The organism is Candidatus Cytomitobacter primus (assembly GCF_008189405.1).
GTDB lineage: Bacteria > Pseudomonadota > Alphaproteobacteria > CAJXXZ01 > 1604HC > Cytomitobacter > Cytomitobacter primus.
In genome coordinates this window covers 553,778-578,700 of record NZ_CP043316.1, presented here as the reverse complement: position 1 = coordinate 578,700, position 24,923 = coordinate 553,778, and the positions used below count along the sequence as shown (strand labels likewise).

20 protein-coding genes and 2 tRNA genes are annotated in these 24,923 nt (G+C 30.0%); 11 read left to right on the top strand and 11 right to left on the bottom strand.

What is annotated here, in order from left to right; genetic code table 11:
• Nucleotides 1-74 precede the first annotated feature (74 nt).
• Both FZC34_RS02610 and FZC34_RS02605 read right to left on the bottom strand, forming a co-directional pair.
• Nucleotides 75-1,781, bottom strand: coding sequence for a tetratricopeptide repeat protein (locus FZC34_RS02610; protein WP_187440031.1), 1,707 nt, complete (start codon nt 1,779-1,781; stop codon nt 75-77).
• Nucleotides 1,736-2,536 (bottom strand): undecaprenyl-diphosphate phosphatase, encoded by an 801-nt coding sequence (locus FZC34_RS02605; protein WP_187440030.1) that lies wholly within the window; start codon nt 2,534-2,536, stop codon nt 1,736-1,738. The genes FZC34_RS02610 and FZC34_RS02605 overlap by 46 nt, the downstream gene beginning before the upstream one ends.
• A gap of 34 nt (nt 2,537-2,570) precedes the next feature.
• On the opposite strand from FZC34_RS02605, the gene FZC34_RS02600 reads away from it, so the two are divergent.
• On the top strand, nt 2,571-3,275 hold the full coding sequence (locus tag FZC34_RS02600; protein ID WP_187440029.1) for a 4-hydroxy-tetrahydrodipicolinate reductase: 705 nt from the start codon (nt 2,571-2,573) through the stop codon (nt 3,273-3,275).
• A gap of 147 nt (nt 3,276-3,422) precedes the next feature.
• Complete coding sequence (locus FZC34_RS02595; protein ID WP_148971899.1) at nt 3,423-3,815, top strand: VOC family protein; 393 nt, start codon at nt 3,423-3,425, stop codon at nt 3,813-3,815.
• Between the two features lie 208 nt (nt 3,816-4,023).
• Here the strand turns inward: FZC34_RS02595 and FZC34_RS02590 are convergent, their stop codons facing one another.
• Nucleotides 4,024-5,004 carry an aspartate-semialdehyde dehydrogenase gene (locus FZC34_RS02590; RefSeq protein ID WP_148971898.1) on the bottom strand — a complete coding sequence of 327 codons (981 nt, stop codon included), beginning with the start codon at nt 5,002-5,004 and terminating at the stop codon, nt 4,024-4,026.
• 168 nt (nt 5,005-5,172) lie between these two features.
• Nucleotides 5,173-6,690: an Npt1/Npt2 family nucleotide transporter gene (locus FZC34_RS02585; protein ID WP_148971897.1), complete on the bottom strand. Its 1,518-nt coding sequence runs from the start codon at nt 6,688-6,690 to the stop codon at nt 5,173-5,175.
• Nucleotides 6,691-6,788: 98 nt separating this feature from the next.
• On the opposite strand from FZC34_RS02585, the gene FZC34_RS02580 reads away from it, so the two are divergent.
• Nucleotides 6,789-7,460, top strand: a complete 672-nt coding sequence (locus FZC34_RS02580) for a S1 RNA-binding domain-containing protein (RefSeq protein WP_148971896.1) — start codon at nt 6,789-6,791, stop codon at nt 7,458-7,460.
• Nucleotides 7,461-8,210: 750 nt separating this feature from the next.
• On the opposite strand, the gene FZC34_RS02575 is transcribed toward FZC34_RS02580, so the two are convergent.
• From FZC34_RS02575 to FZC34_RS02560, 4 genes are all read right to left on the bottom strand, one after another.
• On the bottom strand, nt 8,211-9,821 hold the full coding sequence (locus FZC34_RS02575) for a hypothetical protein (protein WP_148971895.1): 1,611 nt from the start codon (nt 9,819-9,821) through the stop codon (nt 8,211-8,213).
• 171 nt (nt 9,822-9,992) lie between these two features.
• Entirely contained in the window at nt 9,993-10,865 is an 873-nt protein-coding gene (locus tag FZC34_RS02570; protein WP_148971894.1) for a type VI secretion system protein TssA, read from the bottom strand.
• Nucleotides 10,853-14,647 (bottom strand): type VI secretion protein IcmF/TssM N-terminal domain-containing protein, encoded by a 3,795-nt coding sequence (locus tag FZC34_RS02565; protein WP_187440028.1) that lies wholly within the window; start codon nt 14,645-14,647, stop codon nt 10,853-10,855. The genes FZC34_RS02570 and FZC34_RS02565 overlap by 13 nt, the downstream gene beginning before the upstream one ends.
• A 25-nt stretch (nt 14,648-14,672) precedes the next feature.
• A complete protein-coding gene (locus tag FZC34_RS02560) occupies nt 14,673-15,407 on the bottom strand; it encodes a DotU family type IV/VI secretion system protein (protein WP_148971892.1) in 735 nt (244 codons plus the stop codon).
• A gap of 164 nt (nt 15,408-15,571) precedes the next feature.
• On the opposite strand from FZC34_RS02560, the gene FZC34_RS02555 reads away from it, so the two are divergent.
• The 4 genes from FZC34_RS02555 (at nt 15,572) to fabZ (ending at nt 20,150) form a co-directional block, all read left to right on the top strand.
• Complete coding sequence (locus FZC34_RS02555) at nt 15,572-16,471, top strand: M50 family metallopeptidase (protein ID WP_148971891.1); 900 nt, start codon at nt 15,572-15,574, stop codon at nt 16,469-16,471.
• Complete coding sequence (locus FZC34_RS02550) at nt 16,471-19,095, top strand: BamA/OMP85 family outer membrane protein (protein ID WP_148971890.1); 2,625 nt, start codon at nt 16,471-16,473, stop codon at nt 19,093-19,095. Before FZC34_RS02555 ends, FZC34_RS02550 begins: the two co-directional genes overlap by 1 nt.
• A 75-nt stretch (nt 19,096-19,170) precedes the next feature.
• Entirely contained in the window at nt 19,171-19,713 is a 543-nt protein-coding gene (locus FZC34_RS02545; RefSeq protein ID WP_148971889.1) for an OmpH family outer membrane protein, read from the top strand.
• A complete protein-coding gene (gene fabZ, locus FZC34_RS02540) occupies nt 19,713-20,150 on the top strand; it encodes a 3-hydroxyacyl-ACP dehydratase FabZ (protein ID WP_148971888.1) in 438 nt (145 codons plus the stop codon). Before FZC34_RS02545 ends, fabZ begins: the two co-directional genes overlap by 1 nt.
• 188 nt (nt 20,151-20,338) lie before the next feature.
• Here the strand turns inward: fabZ and rnhA are convergent, their stop codons facing one another.
• Together rnhA and FZC34_RS02530 are read right to left on the bottom strand one after the other, a co-directional pair.
• Nucleotides 20,339-20,794: a ribonuclease HI gene (gene rnhA, locus FZC34_RS02535; RefSeq protein WP_148971887.1), complete on the bottom strand. Its 456-nt coding sequence runs from the start codon at nt 20,792-20,794 to the stop codon at nt 20,339-20,341.
• Nucleotides 20,791-21,120: a YraN family protein gene (locus FZC34_RS02530; RefSeq protein ID WP_148971886.1), complete on the bottom strand. Its 330-nt coding sequence runs from the start codon at nt 21,118-21,120 to the stop codon at nt 20,791-20,793. The genes rnhA and FZC34_RS02530 overlap by 4 nt, the downstream gene beginning before the upstream one ends.
• Nucleotides 21,121-21,219: 99 nt before the next feature.
• Between FZC34_RS02530 and FZC34_RS02525 the strand changes: the two genes are divergently transcribed.
• The 3 genes from FZC34_RS02525 (at nt 21,220) to FZC34_RS02515 (ending at nt 22,230) form a co-directional block, all read left to right on the top strand.
• A tRNA-Pro gene (locus FZC34_RS02525) sits at nt 21,220-21,293 on the top strand.
• A 7-nt stretch (nt 21,294-21,300) separates the two neighbouring features.
• Nucleotides 21,301-21,387, top strand: a tRNA-Ser gene (locus FZC34_RS02520).
• Nucleotides 21,388-21,864: 477 nt separating this feature from the next.
• Nucleotides 21,865-22,230: a VOC family protein gene (locus FZC34_RS02515; protein WP_148971885.1), complete on the top strand. Its 366-nt coding sequence runs from the start codon at nt 21,865-21,867 to the stop codon at nt 22,228-22,230.
• 230 nt (nt 22,231-22,460) lie between these two features.
• Here the strand turns inward: FZC34_RS02515 and FZC34_RS02510 are convergent, their stop codons facing one another.
• Nucleotides 22,461-23,864, bottom strand: a complete 1,404-nt coding sequence (locus FZC34_RS02510) for a hypothetical protein (RefSeq protein WP_148971884.1) — start codon at nt 23,862-23,864, stop codon at nt 22,461-22,463.
• Between the two features lie 173 nt (nt 23,865-24,037).
• Between FZC34_RS02510 and FZC34_RS02835 the strand changes: the two genes are divergently transcribed.
• Nucleotides 24,038-24,838: a methylated-DNA--[protein]-cysteine S-methyltransferase gene (locus FZC34_RS02835; RefSeq protein ID WP_222884919.1), complete on the top strand. Its 801-nt coding sequence runs from the start codon at nt 24,038-24,040 to the stop codon at nt 24,836-24,838.
• The last annotated feature ends 85 nt before the right edge of the window (nt 24,839-24,923 follow it).

Sequence of the window (24,923 nt, the reverse complement as noted above, 5' to 3'; positions counted from 1 at the left end):
AGCCCTTAATGTATTATTGAGCAAAAATTAAGTTAAATTCACTATACAGATATCATATAATTTAACCATATTTATTATATTCTTTCAGCAAATGATTGTATTGTATTATTAGATATATTAAGCGACTTTATATCCTCTCTTCTATATGCATGTACTTGTTGTTTTATAGTTTTTTCTCTATTATATTTGTGCTTAAAGAATGATGGCTCACTTTGTTTTAATAGAACAACGTTTTCCATGCGATCAATATCAACTTCCATCACTTTAGATTCTTGTGTGTTTTTTGCAGTTAATAGCATCATTACAGACTTTTTAGAAGTATGAGTACTTTTATTTGCAAGCACTAAATCTAATAATGGCATATTTTGTGCGCCAGGAACTCCTGATTTAGAAGATTCATTCACATTACTATATACACCACCAATAACCATTGTTTCATTTAATTTAGCTTTGATTTGTGTTTGTAATTGAGCACTAATCACATTAGCATTATCATTCAGAGATCCAATGTTGTTTTTGAAGGTTGTTTTGCTTATTTCCAACATTACACCTAACATAATATGGTCCTTATCGACCTGATTTGCTTCAACTTCTAGCTTTACTCCAGATGGAATATTTGATAATGCAGAACCTACATCTCCACCAGTATTTACAAAACTTTTATCATTAGAATCAAATGCACCTTTACCATTTTTTGATGAAACCTGCATAATTGGCCTAGAAATTATATCAATTATAGAGCTGCTAGAGTTCAGAATATTTAAATTATATCTAATGCTATCAAATCCAATTGAAAAACCTTTCTTAATTAATTTACTATGATCATTCAGATCTGGACTTAAAATCCATTTCCCATTATCAAATATATATTTCTTATCTTGATTATTACTATATACAGGACTAGAAGCTAACCCAGTTTCAACTTGTGAGTTATTTCCCATTCTGATACTTAACCCTTTAGTAAATTCATCTCTTTTAAATTCTTGTAAAGTTTCTAAGAAATTATTTCCACGAGAAAATGCACCTGACTCATTAAAGCTTAGAATTACACACTCAATTGTAATATTTTCATCCTTCTGATTTGTATCAGGGCTATCAAAAGATTTCATGAAATTAGGATTGTATCTCATTTTTTTATGAGTTTTCTTCCAGTCTTGAATCCTGTCTCTTAAATATTTAATTTCATACAAGTCATCTTCCATAAATGCATATTTATTTGCATATTTATCTGCTCGAGAGTTATTTTGTGCAGCATAAATCAATGCAGCCAACCTATTCACTAATTTATTATCACCACGTAAATCAATAGCTTTATCTATGCAATTTTTTGCTAATGTAATGTTTCTGGTTGCATATGCAGCATTTGCCATTCCATATAATGCTTCGAAATTATTTTCATTAGAAGTCAATGTCTTTGCAAATGCGCTGATCGCCTTTAAGTAATCATGTTCTCTCATATAATATTTACCGATTGCTAATGAAGCAGACCAATTATTTGGATCTAAATTCAATGCTCTTTTATATGCAATAACTGATAATCCTGCATAGGATGGATCTTGCTTTGCAAGTTTATCGTAAATAAAACCATTTGCTAGATGCATTGAAGCAGAGCTTTTCATGTTTAAATGTAAATTAAGCAGCTTCGAGGCTGCATACCAATCTTCTTTTTGTATACTAGAAGCTATCTTTGAATTAATTGTTTCTTTCTTATCAGATTTCTTATCACATCCAACAATTAAAAAGCACAGTAAAAGTATTTTTGTATATTTATGTTTTGACATACCCATATTCCTATAATCACTCTATAAATACCTAGCAAATATAAATAATTTATTAATTTTCTACAAAGAATTAGTGCAAATAAGTATACAAACATGCAAGTAAAAATTCGTACTAAATTTACTTCAACATAAGTAAATCTTAACACAAATGCACCTATAGATGGGATCACATTCAAAATAAATGCATAATCAAGAGATTCCTTCCTATTAATGTTGCATGCTCTAAAAGCTGTATAGTAAGTTCCTAAACTACTTGCTCCCGGTAAGAATGCAAATAAACTTAGAAAACTAATAAAAATAGACTGCATATAAGATATTTCATGAGCTTTTTTATTTTGATGGGAATAAATATCATAAAAGGCAAGTAGCAGTCCAAATGCAATTATTGTATAAAAAGAAAAAGGGAAATTCGCATTTCTGTAAATAAATCCAAATAATAATTTAGGTAGTAGAATCAAACATAGTTTCCAAGAAAGAAAATTGTAATGACCTGGTTTTATAAAATCTATTAATAACTTAATTATACTTTTATGAAAATATACAATTGTCACAATTGCTGTGATGCCATGTAATATCCCAATTATGCCAATATTTTGCATAACATAGCTATTTTGCATTGCATAATTAAATAACATTGAGTGCATCGAAGAACTAACCGGAAAAGCTTCAAATATGCCATGTAATATATATTCTGTAATCATTAGATCAAACTTAACAGAATCAGCTGAATAATAAAACATTGAATGTAAATTCATATGCATATAATCTGATCGATGTTAAAATATGATTATGAAAATATGTATAGTAGGTGCAAATGGTAGAATGGGTCAAGCTATTATCCAAATTGCTCAAATGCAAAACATAATAATACACTCTGCGGTTATTAGGGAAAATACTCAGTATCATGGGGTTGCACTAACGCAAAATAATACAAAGATATCAAATCATATTGAAAAAGGAGCTGATGTGATTCTGGATTTCTCCAATCATCAATCCACATTAAATAATATTAAATCAGCTGTTCAATACAATATACCAATCCTTATTGGAACTACAGGCAGTCATACTGCATCTGATTACAAAGCATATCAAAATATTATTCCAATTCTATGGGCTCCAAACACATCAATTTCATGGAGTATTATTCAATCTTCTATTGAGAAAATTAATAAAATAAGAAATCTTGCAGTTTCAATTGGAGAAGTACACCATAAAAACAAAGCAGACAATCCATCTGGGACTACTAAGCAGCTTCATGATAAAATACAAGCTGATCAAATATGGTCTTTAAGAGCAGGAGATAATATGTCTATGCATCAATTCCTTGGTTTAAACAATCAAGAAATGATTCGATTTGAGCATCAAGTATTTAATCGCAAAATTTATGCAAATGATGCTTTGAAAGTATGTGAATGGCTTGTAAATCAAAACCCAGGATTATTTACAATGCAAGCTTTTATCAACAACTTAAGCGAAATCACATCTTTAAATTAAATGCATCTATATATAATAATGAATATTCATGCATATCTAGTTAAAATGGAATATGTTTTGCCATGAGGAAAAGCAATTATTTGCACATTTAGCACTCTTGTTTAAAGGTATAATTAGTGTTATTTCTAATTCAAAGGAAAAAATTTAATGACAATTAGACCAAATTTACAAATTATTTATGTATCTAATATGGAATCTTCAACTGCTTTTTATGAAAAGCTGTTTGATGCTAAACCTGTATTTGCTAACCCTGGTTATGTAGAATTTGCAGCTGGTGCAGACTCATCATTTGCAATATGTGAAGGAACCAGAACTCCAGACACTTCTATTGTAAGGTTTTCTGAAATTGGAATCCACGTGAAATCTACAGAAGATGTAGATGTGTTTTTTGATAAATGGCAAAATGAGCTTGATGTGAAAGTTGTGCAAAAACCAACTGATGAATGTTATGGTCGTACTTTTGCAGTTTCAGATCCTGATGGACACATTATTAGAGCGTATAGCATGTTCTCTAATTGGACACATTATGAACCTAAATAGATACGCTATTAAAGCATATAGCAGTTTTCTATTAGTAAATGTGTAAGCACTTTACCCTACATATTTTATTCTGTTTCATCTTATATGATTAAATTATATTAGCTTTACTTTATCTTATTAATTTCGATTATACTATTCATTGTTAATATATTTTACAATTATTGCGCTATTACTATGCTGTACAGCTATTATTTTATTTTCTTTACAATCAAAGTGATTTTGTAATTGCTTCAGCAATTTTCACTCCATTTACAGATCCACCAAATCGTACATTATCATATGCAATCCACATACTTAAAATTCCATCAATATATCTCACTCTGCTTATAGAAATTTTATCCTCACCTATGGATTCTTTCTGAGTAATATAGGCATCATCTCTATCACATACGTGAATCACATCAGAGCTCTTTAGTGCTTTAATTGCATCATTTCTATCCTTAAACTTACAAGGAATATGCAAATCAACTCCATGTCCCTTTAGTACTGGCACACGAGTGCATGTTACACAGATATTTAACTTATTATTTAATATCTTCTGCATTTCCTGTTTTATTTTCAATTCTTCAGAAGTCGTAAAGTCAGAATTAAAACTTCCGATTTTAGGCAAAATATCAAATGCTATGCTTTTTTCGAAATTAGTTGCATTCACACTTGATGCCATAAAACTTTTCTTTGTTTCATCTAATAATGCTTTAGTCCCATTATTGCCTGCTCCAGATACAGATTGAAATGTGGTCATGAAAATTTGTTCAATTGCTGTTTTATGTGACAATGTTCTAATTATAATGGACATAGGAATAGCTACACAATTTGGAGAAGAAATAATTTTATTATTAGTAATATAACTATCTAATTGATCAGAATTAACTTCTGGAACAATAAGTGGAATATCTTTATCCATTCTAAGTGCTTCAGATTTATCAATCAAAAATGCTCCAGATTCTGTGATCTCGCCAATATATTTCATTAGTACATCTTTATCAGTTGCATTAAAAATGATATCTACAGACTTAAAATCAAAGTCCTCAAGCTTCGTACATTTTAATACTTCATCTTTAAATGAAATTTCTTGTTCTACTCTACTTAATAAGTATAAATTCTTAATTGGAAATGCGCGCTCATGTAATACATCTATAATAGATCTACCAATAAGACCTGTAGCCCCGATAATTGCGATATTAAACATAATTTTATTATTTCATAAAGAAAATCATATTGTAATAGAAATATAATGATTAATCATTATCAGGTTAAAAATTAAAAGTTAAAATTAAATAAATAAGATAAAGATAAAAAAACAATGATAATGAAATACTAATTAAAGCACTCAATGCATTTAAAAAGAAAAGATTTTCTATTCACACTTATCGGATTTTAAAGCTTCATCATATTGTTTTGATAATAGCTTAATAGCTACAAACCAAATCACTCCAATTGTAACAATAAAGATCATTAGATAAGGAGCAATATCTAACTGACTTCCTCCAGTAACGAATAGTAAGAATAACTGTACTAATCCACCAAATGATTTAGAGATCCTGCTTCCAGCAATGTCTACTGCAGCCTTACCTTTACTTTTCAATTCAGAATCCAAAGGAATATATGTCATTTCTTTTGTAGGGTCAAATAAAGAGTACTTAGTACTTTTACTTGCAACATTTTGGATTGCACCCATAATAACTGCCAAGAACAATGGTGTTACTGACAACATACTTGTTAATGGTCCAGCAAATTTAGGAAATACTGTGAACAAGAAAAACAATATGGATGTAGAAACCATGATTATTGGAGTAATAGAAGCAGATACAGCCCACTTAAATCTACTCAACAAAAAGTTTGCTGTTGCAAATAATAATATAGAAACTGATCCGGTATATGCATTTGTTTTAGCAATTAATGCTGTATAACCTGATCTTGCAGCTTCTGCATCATTTGAAAATGTATAAGCTTTTACCTGGCTCTTCCAAGTAACTTCTACTAAATTAATCATAGAGTTATAAGAAAAAATCAAAAGCATGATACATCCCAAGTATTTAGATGAAAATATAATTTTAAAACTTTCAACTAATGAAGGCTTTACTTTCTTCTTTTTAGGTTTATTTATATTGCAATCAATATCTTCATCTGTAAGTACATATTTGTTGATACCCCAATATATTGCGACTAATACAAGACTTAAAATGATTACAACATTCATAATATACGTAAAATTCTGCGCAAATGATGATGGTGAAGAAACAACATTCATAACCATAAATGATGCGATTGTGAATCCGATATTACCAACCAAACCAAATGATGGGTAAAATCTCTTGGATTCTTCACTCTTCACAATTCTGTTTGCAAACTGCCAAAACAATAATGTCATACCAACTGTTCCCCATAATTCTGAGAATGTGTAGTACAAAGAATAAGTCCATAATCCATACGCAGGAAATACTGATCTTAGCTTAGGATAAGCAAGCTTCAAAGCTTGAATACTCTCAGCAGATGGGTGTAATGAACCCACATTAGGGTATAAAATATAAGTAAATACAATATTAAATACAATAAATGGCGCGATACATACATAAAACACATTGGTTTTACTAAACATATTGCTTATTTTGCTATACAAAAGCACAAAAATAATAGAAGCAGGCAATACAACAAATGTTTTCAAAAAGTTCACAGCCTCCGCTCCAGATATTCTGTCTGCAATGATCAAAGCATCTTTCAAAGTTCTTACAACGTTATAGTTAAATAAAATGATAAACATCATCATAGCTGTAGGAAGGTATTTCTTAATTTCTGTTTTCTTAATAGGAAAGAACAAGCTAACTATTTTGCCAAGCAAATTGCTCAACATATTAGCTTTTATATTTTGATTCATAAAACTCCTTTACCTCTAATCTATATATTATATGTGCATTTTTAGCAATATCTACTAATATGCTTGATTATAACAAAGTGTTGGAATATAATGTTGACATGCATAGTTTAAAACCAAAGCAAACAAAATACGATCAAATAGTAGAGGTTAAATCAGAACACGTAAGTGCAATGTCAGAACTGACTAAGTTATCTTCTATGCCCAGAGAAAAAAGCATAGTTCAAGCTACAGTAAGTAGCATTACTAAAGATTATGTATGGGTTAATATTGGCATTAAAGCCGAAGGTAAAATAGATATAAACGAATTCAAAATTAATGGATTTGGAGAGGTTCCTAATCTTGGAGATTTGATTTCAGTTTGGATCGAAAAACACGAAGATTCTAATGGATCTTTAGTAGTTAGTTTTTCTAAAGTTAACCATATTAGATCTTGGAAAGAATTAGAAGATATTTTTCAAAGCAAAAAATTGGTTGAAGGAACTATTATAGAAAAAGTACGTGGTGGGTTTATAGTTGCTTTACTTCCGTGGGGTGTGAAAGCATTTCTTCCTTCAAGTCAAATTGAATTTAGATCAATAGGTGGAAAGTCTTCCAATATATTGCAAACCATGAGAAATAAAAAACTTCCTTTCTTCATTATTAGAATGGAAAGAAAATGGAACATAATTGTTTCAAGAAAAAGCATTGAACAAAACGATGCTCAATCTGAAGATAAACCAAAATCAGATAAATCAGAGTCAAAGCAATCTGATAATGAAACAACAAAATAATCTAAAATCCAATTTATCTAAATAGCTAGTAGATTAGATTTTTGCATTTGTAAGTTATTATGTGATTTTGTTTGTTATCCTATGGCTGATTTCTTCCATGCTATGATATGTTTTGATTTTCTTCATTTGCATATTTGTTAAATCATACAAACCATATATTTATAACTCAAAGCATAATGCTTCAAAACTTTTATAATTCCCCTTTCAATTAATGTTTTTATTAGAAGTTTGCTTATGCATGATTTTCGCTTATTGATTTTATAATTATAGCAAATAATATTCAGATGATTTTGAATGTTTTTTTAATTTAACTTAGAATTTTCTTTATCTTTTCTAATATATATAATTCACCATATTAGAATGATGTGGCAGTATCAGCCGTGCACAATATTTCTACAGTAAACTTATATTTTTTAGTGATTTGCTGAGAAAGGACTCGGTACATTAAAAGATTATAGACTGAGTTTTGCCTAATGTAACTAACTCATTCCATAAGATAAGTATTTATTTCACGAGAGCTATGATTTTCACTCCATTATAAAGCAACTTCATCTTAACAGCTTAGGGAATGCATAATAATATTTTCTTGTTTTATATAATTTCATGATAATACTTGCATATGCTCTGAAAATAAATAATCTGAAAACTACTATATTTAACTTCCATAAATGAGCTTTAAGTAGGAAATCAAATATATTAATTCCTTAATCTTATATAGGTTTGTTAAGTTTATGGATTAATACAGACATATTATTGCAGGGATTTGATTTTTTCGTTTGAGATTGCATTTAGTTTTTCAATGTCTGAAGATTCCAGTTTTAACATGCCCTCTAATGCATCCTTTGCACTGTTCATGAAGTCTCGCCCTCTAGCATTCTCCTTGTATTCTGCCCATCTTAAGAACAAGAAGTTTCCAAAGATCTCTCCCATCATGTCCTTATCACCTTCGTATCCATTCAGCAATTCCTCTGCTCTGTCAAACAAGTGTACGATATAATCCTCATGATCACGTTCCTTCGCAAGCTTAGCAGCTTCTTCTTTTCTTAATGCTGTAACAGCCTTGTCTCCATCAGATTTTGCATACCAGTCAGCATAATCCTTCTTGAAAAACTCAACGTCACCTCTACGCTCCTCCCCGGGATAATATGCTTGGAATTTTCGGTCTCCTCCTCCATTTCCAACTTTATAATAAAGCTTACTCCTAATAATTGCATTTAACATATCCTCTAGTGCATTAACAGTCATCTCAGTTAATTGATCAAATCTTATGTTGAAATCTGGGTATAGCAATAATCTATTAAAATCATTATTATAGTTTTCTAAACCTTTGCTAAATCTACACAAAACAGTTTCTTTGCATTTTGCTCTATCTGTATTAAATAAATCTATGATCTCAGCAAATTTTATTCTATCTTTACTTCCAAAAATAGTTCTATAAGTTCCAATGCCACTTCCTTCATCTGTTACTTGAATCCATGATTGGCAGCTAACATACTTATCAGCCTCCTTAAAATGCTTTTGCATAGCATTCCCTACCTTGACAGTTCTAATTACATTCCAAGATGCATCCTGTCTAACAACCTCATCAAGCATGATTTTAAATTTCTCCAAGCCTTTTGCCGCCTCAACTGCCATCTTCTTTAACGCAATATGCTTTGCAATGTTTGTAAAATGTTCCTTGTCTTTTGATAGGGATTGTAAAATAGTTGCATTAACCTTTGCTGCTTCCGCTTTATCGCTCAGCATCGATAATCCTGGATTTTCTAGGTTGTACTCATATATTGAATTGTAGTACAAACTATGAGCTTCCAACCTATCTGATTCTAAGTCCCAATCAACTTCTAATGTTCCATTTTGAGACCTGTCAGCAAGATACACAGCATTTTTGAATACATCCCCATCCATGTCATAATTACCATACGCATCTGCTAACTCCGCATAGCGAGCACTCTGCTTCATTATGTAAGGACGAGATTCATAAACGTATCGCAGAATAGTGTGTTCTTCAATTTCTGTTAATCCTTCATATAATTCTTCCAGTGATCCTTCATTTAAATCATTAATATATTCTGCTCGTTCTTCTGCATCATCTTCGTTTGTTTCATATCCTATTTGCATCATATTAATTACATTTAACTTCTTGCCTTCCAAGCTTGGAATAATGCTTAATGCATATTGATTATACTCATCATAAATTGCTTGAGTATATTTTTCCATTTGATTGGTTTGCACAGCATCTTCTGTTGCGAGACCAGGACTCTTCAAACAATATGCAAACTTACTTGTGCATTCCGTTAATTCTGGGCCATTTGCCATAACTGATAAGCATAATACCAGTGATAAAATTCTTAGATTCTTCATATATCTCCCTTATAAATTGACTTATTATGTTACATTTACACCTAAATAACAAGAGATTTTGCAGGAAAACCTACCTGAAATAAGCATTCTAAGGCTTTACAGATTATGATTATATGATTACTTTATACTTAATGTAAGTGTGTGGTTACATCTTATAATTCTGATATATGTCTATTGAAATATTTTTTGAATGATAACAGGGTCATTAAAGTCATTCATGATATCTACAAATGATTTTTTCTCCCACTCATATGCTTTTTGCAATAAATATGGAGTTGCACTATGTGGATCATGAGTTTTCAAATATAGCATTATTTCCTGAATCATTTGGTATGCTTGTTCGCGTGATGTAATATTATGCGTGTTTATATTGTTAGATTCTGTTTCTATATTTTGTTTTATAGAATCATTTTGTATATGTTGATTCTGCATGATATTCCTAACTTTCTGAATAAAATTCTGTGTAATAGTAATGGATTTAGCCATCATATTATTATCCATCTTTGCACTTGCTTTTTCTTTGAGAGATTGGATAATATTTGCTAATTCCAGCGAATACTCGTATTCCTGAGTGGTAAGCTTCTCAAAATCAGTCATGGATTTATTCTGTATGAAACTTGCAAGAGTGTAATAGATATTGTCATTTTTATATAAAGCAAAATACTGAGGAAGCATTATATTTAATGTTTTATCAAAGTTAGTAAAAGCCTTATATGCGAAGTCTTTATCTTGGATATCCCAGTGATTATCAATAATATATTCAAGAATCTCAAATGATTCTTTTACATCTTTACGTAAATGAATATTTGCCTCAATAAGCCATATTATGACTTGTATATCTTTACTATTATTAACTAATATTTCTAAGCAAAGTGTAGATATTTTAGTCCAATCTTTTTTATCATTAGATATAGACCAATCCCCTTTAGGAAGATCATCGCTGTGTTGCTCAACTAGTGTCTCTAGCTGTACAAATATATTGGAATTTCTTATGTTTGCTATTGGATTAGTGAGTGCATTTTTGATTTCAATTAATTGATGCATAATTTTACCTCGCTTTTAGGGAAATTAGGGGCTTGCTTAGGGAAAGTTGGCCATTCTTTTAGCTTCCCTTTTAGCTCAATATCACACCATACAGTTAAATTACTATTTTCACTTAGTAGTGGAATGCTCAATCTAAGCTGTTTATTTTGTTTGCAGTGATTTGCACAGAATTTATTTATTAATTTTACGATTCCAAAGAAACCATTATATTTAACTTCATAGGATTTTCCATTTTCGAATGAGTGCTTACTTTCCTTAGATAAGCGCAAGATATTGTGCATATTGTAGTTTTTAAGTTCAATCTCTTGTGGGTCCATATTCATGTGAATGGTTTTATCTCCGAATTTTAGGTCCCAAATAGCAATGTGATCTCCAAGTTTTTCTTGATCACGATTTGTCCTCAGAGTTACCATAAATGACCCTGGATGTTTTTTGCCATCTATCATGGATTCTAGCCATGGGATTATACTTTGTGTTCGTTTAAGGAAAGCAATCCATGCATGGTTCGGTTTCAAGTAATGTGATAGTAGATCTAAATTCATTGATTTCTCATTCCAAATTGCTAAGAATTGCTTAGCTTCTTCAGGTGTGATCTCTACATTAGCGCTCTTATTAAATGGAAATCTGTGTGCCATATACTGATTAAAATATTGTACAATTTTTCTATATTGAACTTTGATTGTATTATAATTATCAAATAAGCATTTTTTACTCATAGAAAGTAATATGCTATGTTTTTTCCTTTCGAAATAGCTTGTACTATTTTGATCAAGATCTGCAATCATATAATCACAGTTTTTCTTATTCAAAATAGACGTAATTATCAGTGTCTCTATTGATTTGATTTGATTGCTTTTTCCTTCCTTGCTTCTTACTACTGCATCATTGATTTCAGACCATTTATTTAATATAGGAGAGTAGATTTTTAATCCTATATCTGAGATTTTGCTTAGTATTTGTACAGAAGGTATAGAAAGTTCTGATAGGTATTTAATTTGTTCCTGCTGTTTTGCAATGTATTCTTGGATATCTTCTTTTGTGCCATTTAAATATAGATCAGAGTTAGAAATATTATATAAATCTTTCTTTTGTAGTAATTGATCTAACTTTTCTAAGAATAATATATTTTGCTTTTGTAAAACATTTTTTAGCTCTGTAAATAGATTAGAGTTTCGGTTTTTGACAAATAATAAAATTTTAATGAGATATTTGTTTGCTTCATCAAGGTTTTGATGAATATTAGATAATAAAGTATTATCAGATTCAAGATTATCAAATTGGCTTTGGCTACTGACTAGGTTATATTTAATATTTTTAATGACACTACTGCATGTGACCATTGCCATGGCATGTGTGATTTTTTCATGCTTATACAGAATCTTATGGCTGGAGAATTTATTGAACTCATTAATTATTTTTACAATTTCTGCCAGTTTGAGTAAATTCCATTTAACTATATTACTTTTTAGGTCAGGATTGATCTTATAATCAGTGTTTTTCATAAAACTTTGTCCAGCAAGTAAATTAAGCATTCCTTGGAATTCTGCAAAATCTTTAGAAAAATCTAATTGTCCATTATCATTATCTTGAAATATTACACCAATCATAGGTAGTCTATGTTTGACTACTTTTTGCTTTAGCTGTTTAATCTTTAATTCAATTTTTTCTTTCATGTTTTGTGCAATTTTAAGGCCTAAAACATTACTATCCTGCGCTTTATATAGCATGTGGTTTATTTGTTCACCAAATTTGGATTTATTGCTAGATATCCACAGCAAATCTTGTTTGTTAAATACAGATGTTAGTTGATTAAAATAAGAAGTTAATGATTCTATATCGTAATTCTCTTTTTGCTCAATACGCTCTAGAATACTTTCTATTTTTGTAATATTAGGAATTACTTTATCATATTCTAATGCATGATTTATAAATTTATCAAATAATCCTGTAGATTTAATGCGAATATTTTTCTTGTATGAATCAAATGAGTGAATATCAACTTGCACATGTTTTAATGCATTTTGGAATACACGCTTATTATGTATAAGGCTCTTGCTCACATCTATATTTAGGAGATGCTTCATTATATATATTACATCATTAATATTTCTTAGATGTGGGACTCGTTTGATTTTATAGTGTATATTTTCTAATTTAGCAATTTTAGTGATATATGAATTTAGTGCAATGAATTCACGGGAATGTAATGGGTGAAAATTCTTTTTGTATGATATTTTATCATTAGTGTAATCAGATACAAGCATTTTCAGATCATTATTAAATTTATTCATAATAAATCTGAAAACAACAGTATTATATGCTCTGCCTAATAGAGTGTTCAACCTGCTTTGGATCGAAGAAAACCAGGATGGTGGCATAGAGTATGAAAATAAATCTTTAGGGTGTATTTGCTTCATGGCATTAATTATTTTAATAGACTGCTCTTCAAATATTGCATTATCTAACTCATCATATGACCCTTTATATATTAATTTTGCATTATGAATTGATAATCGAATATTAGAAATATTATGCTTTAATTCAGATTTTACTTTGTTCATTCTCAAATCATAGTGGATTAGGCTTACAATTCCACCTATTATTACAGAGCCAACTAAATATTGTAGCATTCTAACTTTCGCAGAATTATTAAGTATATTTCCAGATAATGGGAAAGTAAGTCCTTTTTCTTTGAATATCTTATCTGTAAATAAATTAGTAGTAAATAATATATCATCTGAAGTATGCAATGAAGATGCTTTAACAATCGATCCAAACTCTACACTTTGTAATGATTGTGAGAATTCATGGTTTACATATGCATTGTGCTTTGATGATCCAGTGAAATAAATGCCTCGTAACATAAAATGATCGTGTAGTGAATTTCTTTTAAAAATATAGTACATAAATTCTGATAATCTTTGCTTGAGTTTATGTATTTCAAATGGAAAGACGAACATTCCATTTTCTGAAGATATTTCTTTTGCCATGATTTCTTGTTGTATTAACATTAATCGATTAATAATTTGATCAATTCCATCTTCTATAAATTCTATATTTTCAATTGCATTAACTGAATGTGGATTAGACCATCCGAATATGTCATCTTGTAGGGTTTCTTGTATAGCATGCACAAAGTGTGAAAATCCTGGAATCAAATCTGTATGAGTAAAGACAACATAAATAGGAAAATTCACTTTGAATGTTTTTTGCATTTTCCATAGTTTGATATAATAATGCTCTGCAATATTGCTTAAATTAATAGAGTGATCAAGAATATCTTCTATAGAAATAGTTAGAACTAAGCTATCAATTGGTCGTTCAGGTCTATGGTAAGATAGTGTGTTTAATAATTTATTCCAATTACTTGCATCTGAGGATACATATGAATCTCCTGATGAAAATAATGCACTATGCATCTCAAGAAATACAGCATCATTGAAAAATGACCAATTACAAAATTCATTTTTTTCAGTTAGATCATCAATTGTACGCTCTAATTTCAAGCTATTAATTATGGCAGATTTTCCAGATCTTTCAGATCCAATAACCATTATAAATGGGAGCTTATATTTGAAATTTTCACTACCTAAAAATGAGTACAAAATATGCATATTATGGTCAAATGATTTATTTATTCTATCATCAAATACTGCTTCGAATCTGAATAAATTTGCAACATACTTTGCAAAGCTTTTGATATGCTTACGTAAAAAAGCAATTATTTTTGGCATTTTCACATATGATTTATTTAAAAGCATGAATGTTGATGCAGATACCATGCTAATAATAAATGTAGTTAATAAGTTATCCATTTTTAATACTCTCTATATCTTTTTGGCTAATATCGATTAATGTAGATATTTCTTTGACAGATCTATACCATACAAGATAGCTGAAGCTTGCATAAATTAGCACTGTAATCCCAAGGATCATGGACCATACTTTATAACTGCTCATTCTTGCTGTAGAGATCTTTACAATTGTATGTTGTTTAGCCTGTGGGAATAAGCTATTGTCATTCACATTAGATTCATAGTTGTTGATTATATCAAATAATTTATTTTTATAATTTTGTATAGTATTATGATCATCTATTCCTCTGTATTTTCCACGGAAACCTAAACCTAAGCAAAACAAGTATGCACTTCCTATATCATATTTATAAGTTGCATTAGAGTCCAAGAAACGATCAATATTCTCAAATAATTTTCTACCACCTATATGCGTATCAAATACTTGAGTCTCTAAATTATTTTTCTTCCAATCATCTTTATGAACCCAATCTAGATTGATGAAGATTTCATCTGCAAATACAGCCATAATATATGAAGTTTCATGATATCCTGCTTCTATTAATGTGCCCTCTTCTATTGCTAAATCTCGTTTATAAATAATAAACCTGATTAACGTCTCCTGTATTTCTTTAGCATTTGAGCTTGTTTTATTAAACAATACTAATTCACGAAACTTTAATACTTCATTTATAAATTCTTGGAAACAATTCATCAAAAAAGAATTTTCTATCTTATTATTAATCATAGCTTAACAAGAAAAATAATCTGTAAAGGTAAATTTTATTTTAATTATTACATACATTTTCTTTTCATGAAGCATGATTTATTGATGTAATGTTAATACTATTAGCCTAAGTGTTATTTTACAGCGTTCATTGCTCTGAATTTATTTATTAGCTAAAATGAAATATGCATTTAAATATATTAAATTTAATATTAACAGTGTCTGTAATAGGTATCATAGTAATATTTCATGAATTAGGTCATTATTTTATAGCTCGATTGAATGGAGCTCAAGTTAAGGAGTTTTCTATTGGTTTTGGGCCTAATATTATTTCATATGTAGATAAAAGACAAACAAAGTGGGTTATAAAGCTGCTTCCATTAGGTGGATATATTCAATGTGAAGAGCAGAATCTACGATTCTTCCCTAAAGTGTTTTTATATTTGGGAGGACCAATTGGGAACCTAATTTTCTCAATTTTCATATCATTTATATCTTTATATTACTTTGGTCAACCTGCTAATAAAATGTATTTGAATAATAATGAGATATCTGCGATTGAAGAAGTCTATATTGGCTCAATTAGTTTGGAATCGAATAGCAATCAAAAAATGTATAAAATCATATTAAAAGATAATTCTTTCGTGATGAGTGATAATATCAAACAGGTTAAAGAAACTTTGTCATATAATAGAATTGGATTGGTAAAATCTATTATTTGTTCTATCAAATATTCTGTGAATTTATTTATTAAAACAGCAAGCCACTTGATTCGTTCTATTAAGAATATGTCACTGAAATTAAATGGCCCTGTAAGTGTTATTAAAGCTACTAAAAATATAATTGCGAATCATCATTTTGCTGATATTTTGAATTGGTTAATTATCTTATCTATAGGATTAGGGGTGATAAATCTTATGCCAATCTTACCACTAGATGGAGGTAGAATTTTGCATGAAGTGCTAAATCTAATTAGCCCAAGGTTTGCGCGAGTATTTTCAGGGATTACTATGTATATTGCTTTTGCAATTATGATATTCGTAATGTTTAAAGATATAAGTCCATTTTTTAAAGGTATGTTTTGATGAATTCTATTTTATTATCAATTTTATTTAGTTACTTAATTGCAGCTTCTTACGTGAAGTGTGAACCTTCTAAATCAACCATAAATCATGAATTTGCCAAACCAGATATAAGTAATGAATTACACGAGAAGAGTCATCTTACTGATCGAGAATATATCATTGAAGGAAATAAACGAATTTCCACAGATGTGATTAAATCCTTATTAAATTCCATACATGATATAGATAAAGATAATATTATATCAATTCTAAGTGAGCAGAATTATTTTAAAAAGATTGATGTAATAAAGAAAAAAGGCGTATGGCATGTGAAGGTTGAAGAATTTCCAATATTGAAGAAAGTTACTTATAAAGTTGAAAATTCTGTATCATTAAATGAAAATTGGGAAGCTGTTACAGGGCTGAAAAAAAGAAACTTTATTTCACCACAAACAATTAAATCAACTGAAGCTTTATTGCGTACTACTTACCAAATGTTTGAAGAAACAGCATATGTAGATGTAAAGTCCTATTCATATGAAGAGAACGGCAGCATAAACTTGAAATTTATCATTACAGTTAAGAAGCCAAAATTAGTTCAAAAAGCAATATTTATTGGGAATAAAGAGTTTCATAAAGATGATTTGTATAATAGTTTAGCAAAAAAAAATAAAACGGTATTAGGTCTTTTTACACAAACAAGTATTAGTGTTTCTTCTATTGAGCAAAGTGAGATTCAGCTTGAGAAATACGCCCATAATCTAGGTTATTTAGATTTTAAAATCACTTCTATAAGTATTGAATTGATTAATAATGATAAAGTGTTAGTCGTGAACTTAGAAGAGGGAGTGCAGTATAAATTTAAGAATATAGCAGTATTCACTCCTGTAAAAATTGATATTCATGATATTATCAGTAAAGGCATGGTATTTTCAGAAGAGAAAATCAAAAAAGCCAAAGCTATTATAGAGGATAAGCTACATGATTCAGGGTATTATAATTACAAAGTTAGATATGAGATTATAAAGGAGAAAGGTTACGCAAATGTAGAATTTCATACTTCAAAAACACAACCTAAAATAGTAAATAATATATTTATTAATGGAAATACACGAACACATAAAAATGCAATCTTGAAAAGAATGGCTATAGAGCCAGGTGATATTTTATCTGATAGAAATATATTTGCAAGTAAGAAAAATATAATGTTATCTGGATTTTGTGAGAATGTTTCAATTGTTCCTGAAGAGTATGATGGGTTAGTAGATTTAATATTAGATTATAAAGAAGCTAAAACTGGAACAATACTTTTTAAATTAAGCGCAAGTTTCCAGAAAAGAATGGAATATGAATTTGCAATTGGATATAAAGATATTAATTTCTTAGGTCTAGGTAAAAATGTACAAATAGATTTATCTTTATCTCGTGATGCTAGAACATTAGGAGCTGAGATAGAGGAAAGATTCATTAATGGAAAACCACTGCACTTATTTGTTGGTGGAGATTTGTTTTTCTTGCCAGCAAAAGCAGATAGTAGCTTTAAAGAGAATATGATTAATTTTAATACATGGTCTGATAAGGTATCTAATCAATATCAAGTGATTGCACAAAGAATGAAGCACTCAGGCATATTGAACAAAACTAATAATGTAAATAATGATAAGTATTATAATATCAAATTAGCTCCTAAAAAACTTGATGCGGATAGTCTTGCAAAAGAATCAAATCCTAATGGGTTAAATGCAGATGATGCAGACAATAAAGTAGAATATTGGAATGAAAATAATCAAGTTGTATTAACAAAAACAAGAGGGTCTGATTTGCGTGCAGGTATTCAATATTCTAATAAAAATCATGGGATATCATTGGCAATAGCACCAAGTGTAAAGCATATTGCAATTGAAGATGACGTAAAATATATCAAAAATTCTAAAGATGTTCATGCTACAGGAATTGGAATAACTCGCTTTTTTGATAAAAACGTAAAGAAATTTGGTCAATGGAAGAATCAGGTTGCATTAAATTGCAATTACATTTTTTCAGTTACTAGCTATGATGATAAGAATGTATTAAATGCTAAATTAGGCACTTCATTAAATATTGGAACTTCAAATTTCCTAAAAAATATAGCATCTATGCAATTTACAAGAAACTTCACAGATCAATATAATTTTGTGATTAAAGTTTCTGGAGGAAGTATAATCCCGATAAATAATTATAGCTGGTTTGATAATTTTAAATCTGCAAATGTAAGGGGGTTTGATCATCATGGGCCAAGAGATACTTTGAGATTTAATACTTTAGGTGGAAAAAGGTTTGTTAGTGCTAGCGCAACATTTACTGCTCCATTTATTTTGCCAAAAGCATTTCAATCTAAATGGTTCGCATTTCTTGACGTAGGAAGCTTATGGGACTGTGGGTTGGAATCACAAAAAGTTCCAAGAGAATTATGTAATATAAGGGGATGGGATCATAATACAGCAGATATAGTGCAAAATAGGTATAAAGCAGTTGCATCATGTGGAGCTGGATTAGAGTTTAAATTAGGAATGTTTGGACTAGGAATTTCCTTAAACTATCCACTTCTTGGATCAAAATCACCTTTAAATGCGTTTAATACACTGAATGTTGGATTTTTAAGATAATCTTAAGTTAGAATTTTTTATAGAAAGTTCTTTTAATGTGGGCAAGTTTAGATTAATGTATTATAAGGAGGAATTATGTTATTTAAAATCATAATGTGTTGTGTATCATTTGCTTTATTTGCAAATGCTGAGACAAATGTTAAGTCGAATAATATCAAAATTGCGATGATCGATATGGATAAAATTGCATCTTCATCAAATATGATCAGAGAATTGAAGCAAAAACTAACTAGGCTTAATTCAGAGTATAGTAAAGAGTGGCAAGAGAAACAAAACAAACTAAATAGTGAGTTTGAAGCATTGAAAAAGAAACAAGAATTGGCAAAAAACGATTCTGAAAAGAATGCATTGAAAGAATCAAAAAATCAATTGATCAAACAGCAAGAATCTTTCCAAAAAGAGGTTGAAGCTAAAAGTGAAGAAATGAATTCATTAAAAAATAATATAATTGAAAAATTTCAGCAAAAAGTTATTAAAGAGTCAGAGAAAATAACAAATAAAAATTCAAATATGATTATAATTTCTGTTGCATCAGTTGTTGCATTTTCGAAAGATAATGCATTTGTAACAAATGTTACAGATCAAATCATTCAAGAATTAAATAAAGATGATAAATAATGCTATTTAATACTGCGCAAATACAAAATTTAATTCCTCATAGATTTCCATTTTTGTTTTTAGATAAAATAGAAGAAGTGAAAGTTTGGGAGTTTGCTATTGGGCATAAATGTTTTACTATTAACGAACATTTCTTTGCTGGTCACTTTCCAGATCATCCAGTAGTTCCAGGTGTGATTTTAATAGAAGCAATGGCTCAGCTTGCTACATTGTGTGTGGCCTATTCCTATAAACATGATGAGGAAGAGATTCCAAGTGGAGTTGCATTCATGTCAATTGAAAAAGCGAAATTCAGGAAGTCTGTCGAACCAGGTGATAATGTGAAGTTTATTGTTAAACAAAAATCAAAAAGAAGATCTATTTTCCAATTTTCTGGATCTGGATTTGTAAATGATGTGTTGGTTTGTGAGTCTGATTTTATGGCTATGAGCAGGTAATAGAAGCTCATCAATAACTATGATATTTGAGTAAATTTATAAATAAAACTGTTATATCATGTTAAGTGAAATTGAGAATTACAAGATAACATGCTGTAAAGTTTATTATAAGATTTTATCAGATTCACAAATTATTATTATATTCAAATTTTGTAATTAATTGTTATAGTTGTTTTGCATTATTTATTTTATGCACATTGACATCGTGCATGCTGGGTTGCAGCACATCTAGCAATGACATCAACTCTGTCATGTAGAATATGCCCATTATGCCCTCTAGTCCAATTAAAACTTAATTTCATATTGTTCATAGTTTTATCTAATTCTTGCCACAAATCTTGGTTTTTTACTGCAGTCTTTGCGCTTGTTTTCCAATTGTTCTTCTTCCAATTTGCCATCCAAGATTTAATCCCATTCAAAATATATTGGCTATCCATCGTCACTGTTAATGGGTTATCATATTTAGATGCAAAAAGTTTTAATCCACTAATTAATGCTTGCAATTCCATACGATTATTTGTTGTTGTTTCTTCATATCCAGATTTGATAGTTTCTATTTCTTCATTTGTAAGAATAAATGCCCATCCACCCTTTCCAGGATTACCTAAGCATGAACCATCAGTTATTAAGTGCCATTTTGTCATATATACTTCATTCTAAACATTTTATGCCAAAAAATATACTTGAATTGTGGTTCCAGAGATTCAAATTTTGAATTATTATATAGCCACCAATAATATGTTTTTTCTAGTCTATTCTGGTACTTTGGGTTTATAAAATGATATGCATCTTCGATGTTTTTGCGGTATTTTACTTCATTGATAAAAATATGCTTCCCTTTTTTAGAAATAATATCGATCTCACCTACAGGAGTTTTGCAACGCCATTTCAGAATTCTATGACCTCTAATAGATAGGATCAAAATTGATAATAATTCGTAAAACATGCCTTTGTGATAAGAATTTAGCATAATAATATTCTACAGTATGGTGGGGAAGTTTGATATGTTTAGTGTGTTCTTTAGGGTGAATATTGTGTTTTATATAGAGGTATTGTACTATTTATTCATCGGGGCGTAGCGCAGTCTGGTAGCGCATCTGCTTTGGGAGCAGGGGGTCGGAAGTTCGAATCTTCTCGCCCCGATTGATTAGGAAGGGTGGCCGAGTGGCTGAAGGCGCCTGCTTGGAAAGCATGTATACGGTTAAACGTATCGAGGGTTCGAATCCCTTCCCTTCCTGATATCTAATTTCTTACACATATAATCTTTGCTTATTAGAAATTAAATGCATTTTGTTCCTTCCATGCTATAGGTTCACTTTGTTCACTATAGTAGGCATTCATGCTTCATGCCTAACCTGATATCTAATTTCTTACACATATAATCTTTGCTTATTAGAAATTAAATGCATTTTGTTCCTTCCATGCTATAGATTCGCTATGCTCACTATAGTAGGCATTCATATTCCACGTCAGTGAATTTCAAATTCTGGGCAAAGAAAGAGGCTGTAATCATTCTGCTCTATGTACATATCCTATTTACCACAATTGGTGCTAGTATTCCTAATTTGGCATGTTTTAAATATGCAGAATTATGCATTTATGAAAATTAATTGAACATGTTTTGCATTTAGCTGAGTATAACATTGATATATTAATTCTCATTGAGTTTGACATAAAATTTATTAGTGGTATCTTGTGATTGATAGGAGTTTTTATGACAATATCACCCAAACCAAATTTACAGCTAGTTTATGTATCAGATATCAAGGATTCTGCAGCATTTTATACGAAATTATTTAATGCAAAGCCAGTGACCGAGATGGATAATTACGTAGCATTTTCTGCAGGAGGAGAAGCGATTTTTGCGATATGCTCTATGAAAAAGCCTGATGCAGATACTCCAAGATATTCTGAAATTGGGATCATGTTACCATCTGAGGATGATGTCAATCGATTTTTTGAAACATGTAAAAATGAAGTTGGTGCTAAAGTTGTGCAAGAGCCAATTACTGAACCATATGGTCGTACTTTCGTTATTGCAGACCCAGATGGGCATATTATTAGAATTTGCTTGAAGTGATTTTTCTTGGAATGTTTGCTGTTTTTACGTGAATTGTGAATGTGGGTGCTATTATACTTTGAGTGAAAATAATTAAAAATCTTACATTGTAGTGCAGATCAAAAGCGTAATCACATTTATGATTTATTGTGATTTAATAAACTCTATAGGTTGTCAATTTTCAAATTCTTTTGTAAATATATTACGAATTGTATGCGTATATTTTAAATCATCATGATTGAATTTAAGAATTATTTAGCATAAATCACTGAATTTCCATTGTGCAATAGTATAGATAAATCATTTGCAACAATTTGCAAACTTCCCACAGGCATATGTTTAAGATCCTTTACATCACAATTACTTATATGTATATTCGTAGCATTAATGCTTAAATCCCCTTTAGGTCGTATTTGCTCTGTTAACTCTGATTGTTTAGTGAGTTCTTTTTGTAGAGCAGTATTTGCTTCTTTCAATGCTGTGATTTCCTGAGCATTATGATTTTCCATTTCTTGTAATTTTTCATCAAATTCATCTCTAGATTCTGCAATTTGTTGATTCGTAATTTCTAATTGTTTTTTATGTTTGTCAATCTCACTTTCATTAAATTGTATGAACTTGTGCTGTTCAGTAAGTTTATCAGATAATTGTGCAATCTGCCTGTCTTTATAAGTAAGCATATTCATCATTTTCATAATCATACTATTTGTATTTCTTGTATGCATTTCTTGTGTGTTTGCTAACTTAAATTCATTTTCTATAAAAACAAAATCCTGATTTTTTTCTTGATTCACTATGATTCTCATTTTTTCTTCATTCATTACGATATACAGTATTGACATAAATTGATTCTGTTCTTTTTGAATATTGAATGCTTGAACAAATTCTGCTTGTTGTAATGTAGCACAGTTCGCAAAACTTTGAGCGCTATTCACGATTTGTATGCGCATTATTAATTCTTGATATGATAGTTTTTCATAATTGATTAATTGCTCTCTTATCAGTAATTCTGACTGTATATGTACAAAATTCTTAAATGTATTGACCTCATCATTATATATAGCAATACGGTTTAATTGTTCATTTTTTTGTATTAGGCTTTGAGGTTCTTTTATTATTTTGCGGAACTGCTGACCTATTTTCAATATATCTAATTCAAGATCTTCAGTTACTCTATCATACATATCTTTTAAATATTGAGTATAATACATATATGCAGCTGATAATTTTGTGTCTTCATCGCAAGATATATCTATGCCAACATCGTTATGTTTTTCATATGAAGCAGTAAATATATCTGATATGGACTTTGCATATTCTTCATATTTCGACTGATAGGTACTGCTCTCTATATCAAACGTATGGAATCCACTCGTAGAGGACATTGTATCTGAATCTGCTTTGTACATTTTGAGCGATGAGCAACTTAAGCTTTGGGCTAAACATTCAGAGGTTTCGCATAAATTTAGATCTTTCAAATCATGCCTATCTAGTGTTTGAGAGTCATTTTCATATAGCCCTGCTTTATGCACCGTGACTTTCTGTGTTCCTGCAATACTTGCAAGAGGATTGAGCAATGTGTCCGATGGAGGAGTATTATCTCCCCCTGATGAGATTTGTAAAGCTACAAATGCTAGTATAAACGAATTTTTCATTGGATCCCCCGTTACATTTTCATGATTTATGATGCATTTTGTATCAAAAGTCAAGGCAGGTTGCAGTTTTGAGCATTATTCATACGGTCAATTTTGTATGTTTGCTCATAATTATAATGCAATTTGTATTGTAATGAAAAATATACATTGCTTTAATATGCCTAATCAATTAAATGTATGGAATGGTAGTGATTGTAAAAAGGCCTGACGAGAAATATGTAGCAAAATCTTCTAATTATACAAAAGATCATAGGGATTTATTTATTGAATATGCAAAATGTATGAAAGATACATTTGCACCAATGCAAGGAAGCGATGATATAGTGAAGAAAGGTGACAGTATTATTGGTGATATAGAGGATTTTCGCAATACTAATGATGATAACCTATGCAATATTTCTTATGCAGATAATTTTTTCAAGAGTAGAGCTAATGGATTGAATATTGGCAATAATGCTGCGATGTTAAATGCATGTTTTATTGATACTAAGCTTGGGGCAATGTGTGCTATTAGCGATAATGATGGTTTGCATTTATTGAAATTTGTTAGTCAGCGTAGTATGGGAAGAGCAATTGAGAAGTTAATTATAGATAAGAAGGCGACTATTGTACTAGGAGGAACAGATCATATTGATATGATTCAGAAAGAACTTGCATTATATTTTGATGGAAAGTTGCAGGAATTCAAAACTCCGATCCATTTGGTTGGTAGTGATTTTCAAAAAAAGGCATGGCATGCATTAATGGATATCCCATATGGACAAACACGAAGTTATTTGGAGCAGGCAAAAGCTGTAGGGAATAGTAAAGCATTTAGGGCAGTAGCTAATGCAAATAGTGCAAATAAGTTCTCTATAATTATTCCATGTCATCGTATTGTTAATCATAACGGGAACCTTGGAGGATATGCTGGTGGAGTAAAGCGAAAGCAATGGATTATATATCATGAAAAGTGTAGTAAAAATTTACTTTGAATATTCTTGTGTGGTTGTTTTCTACGCACAATTTATGATAGCTAGTATTTTTGATATATTGCTATAAATTGATGTTTAATCACGC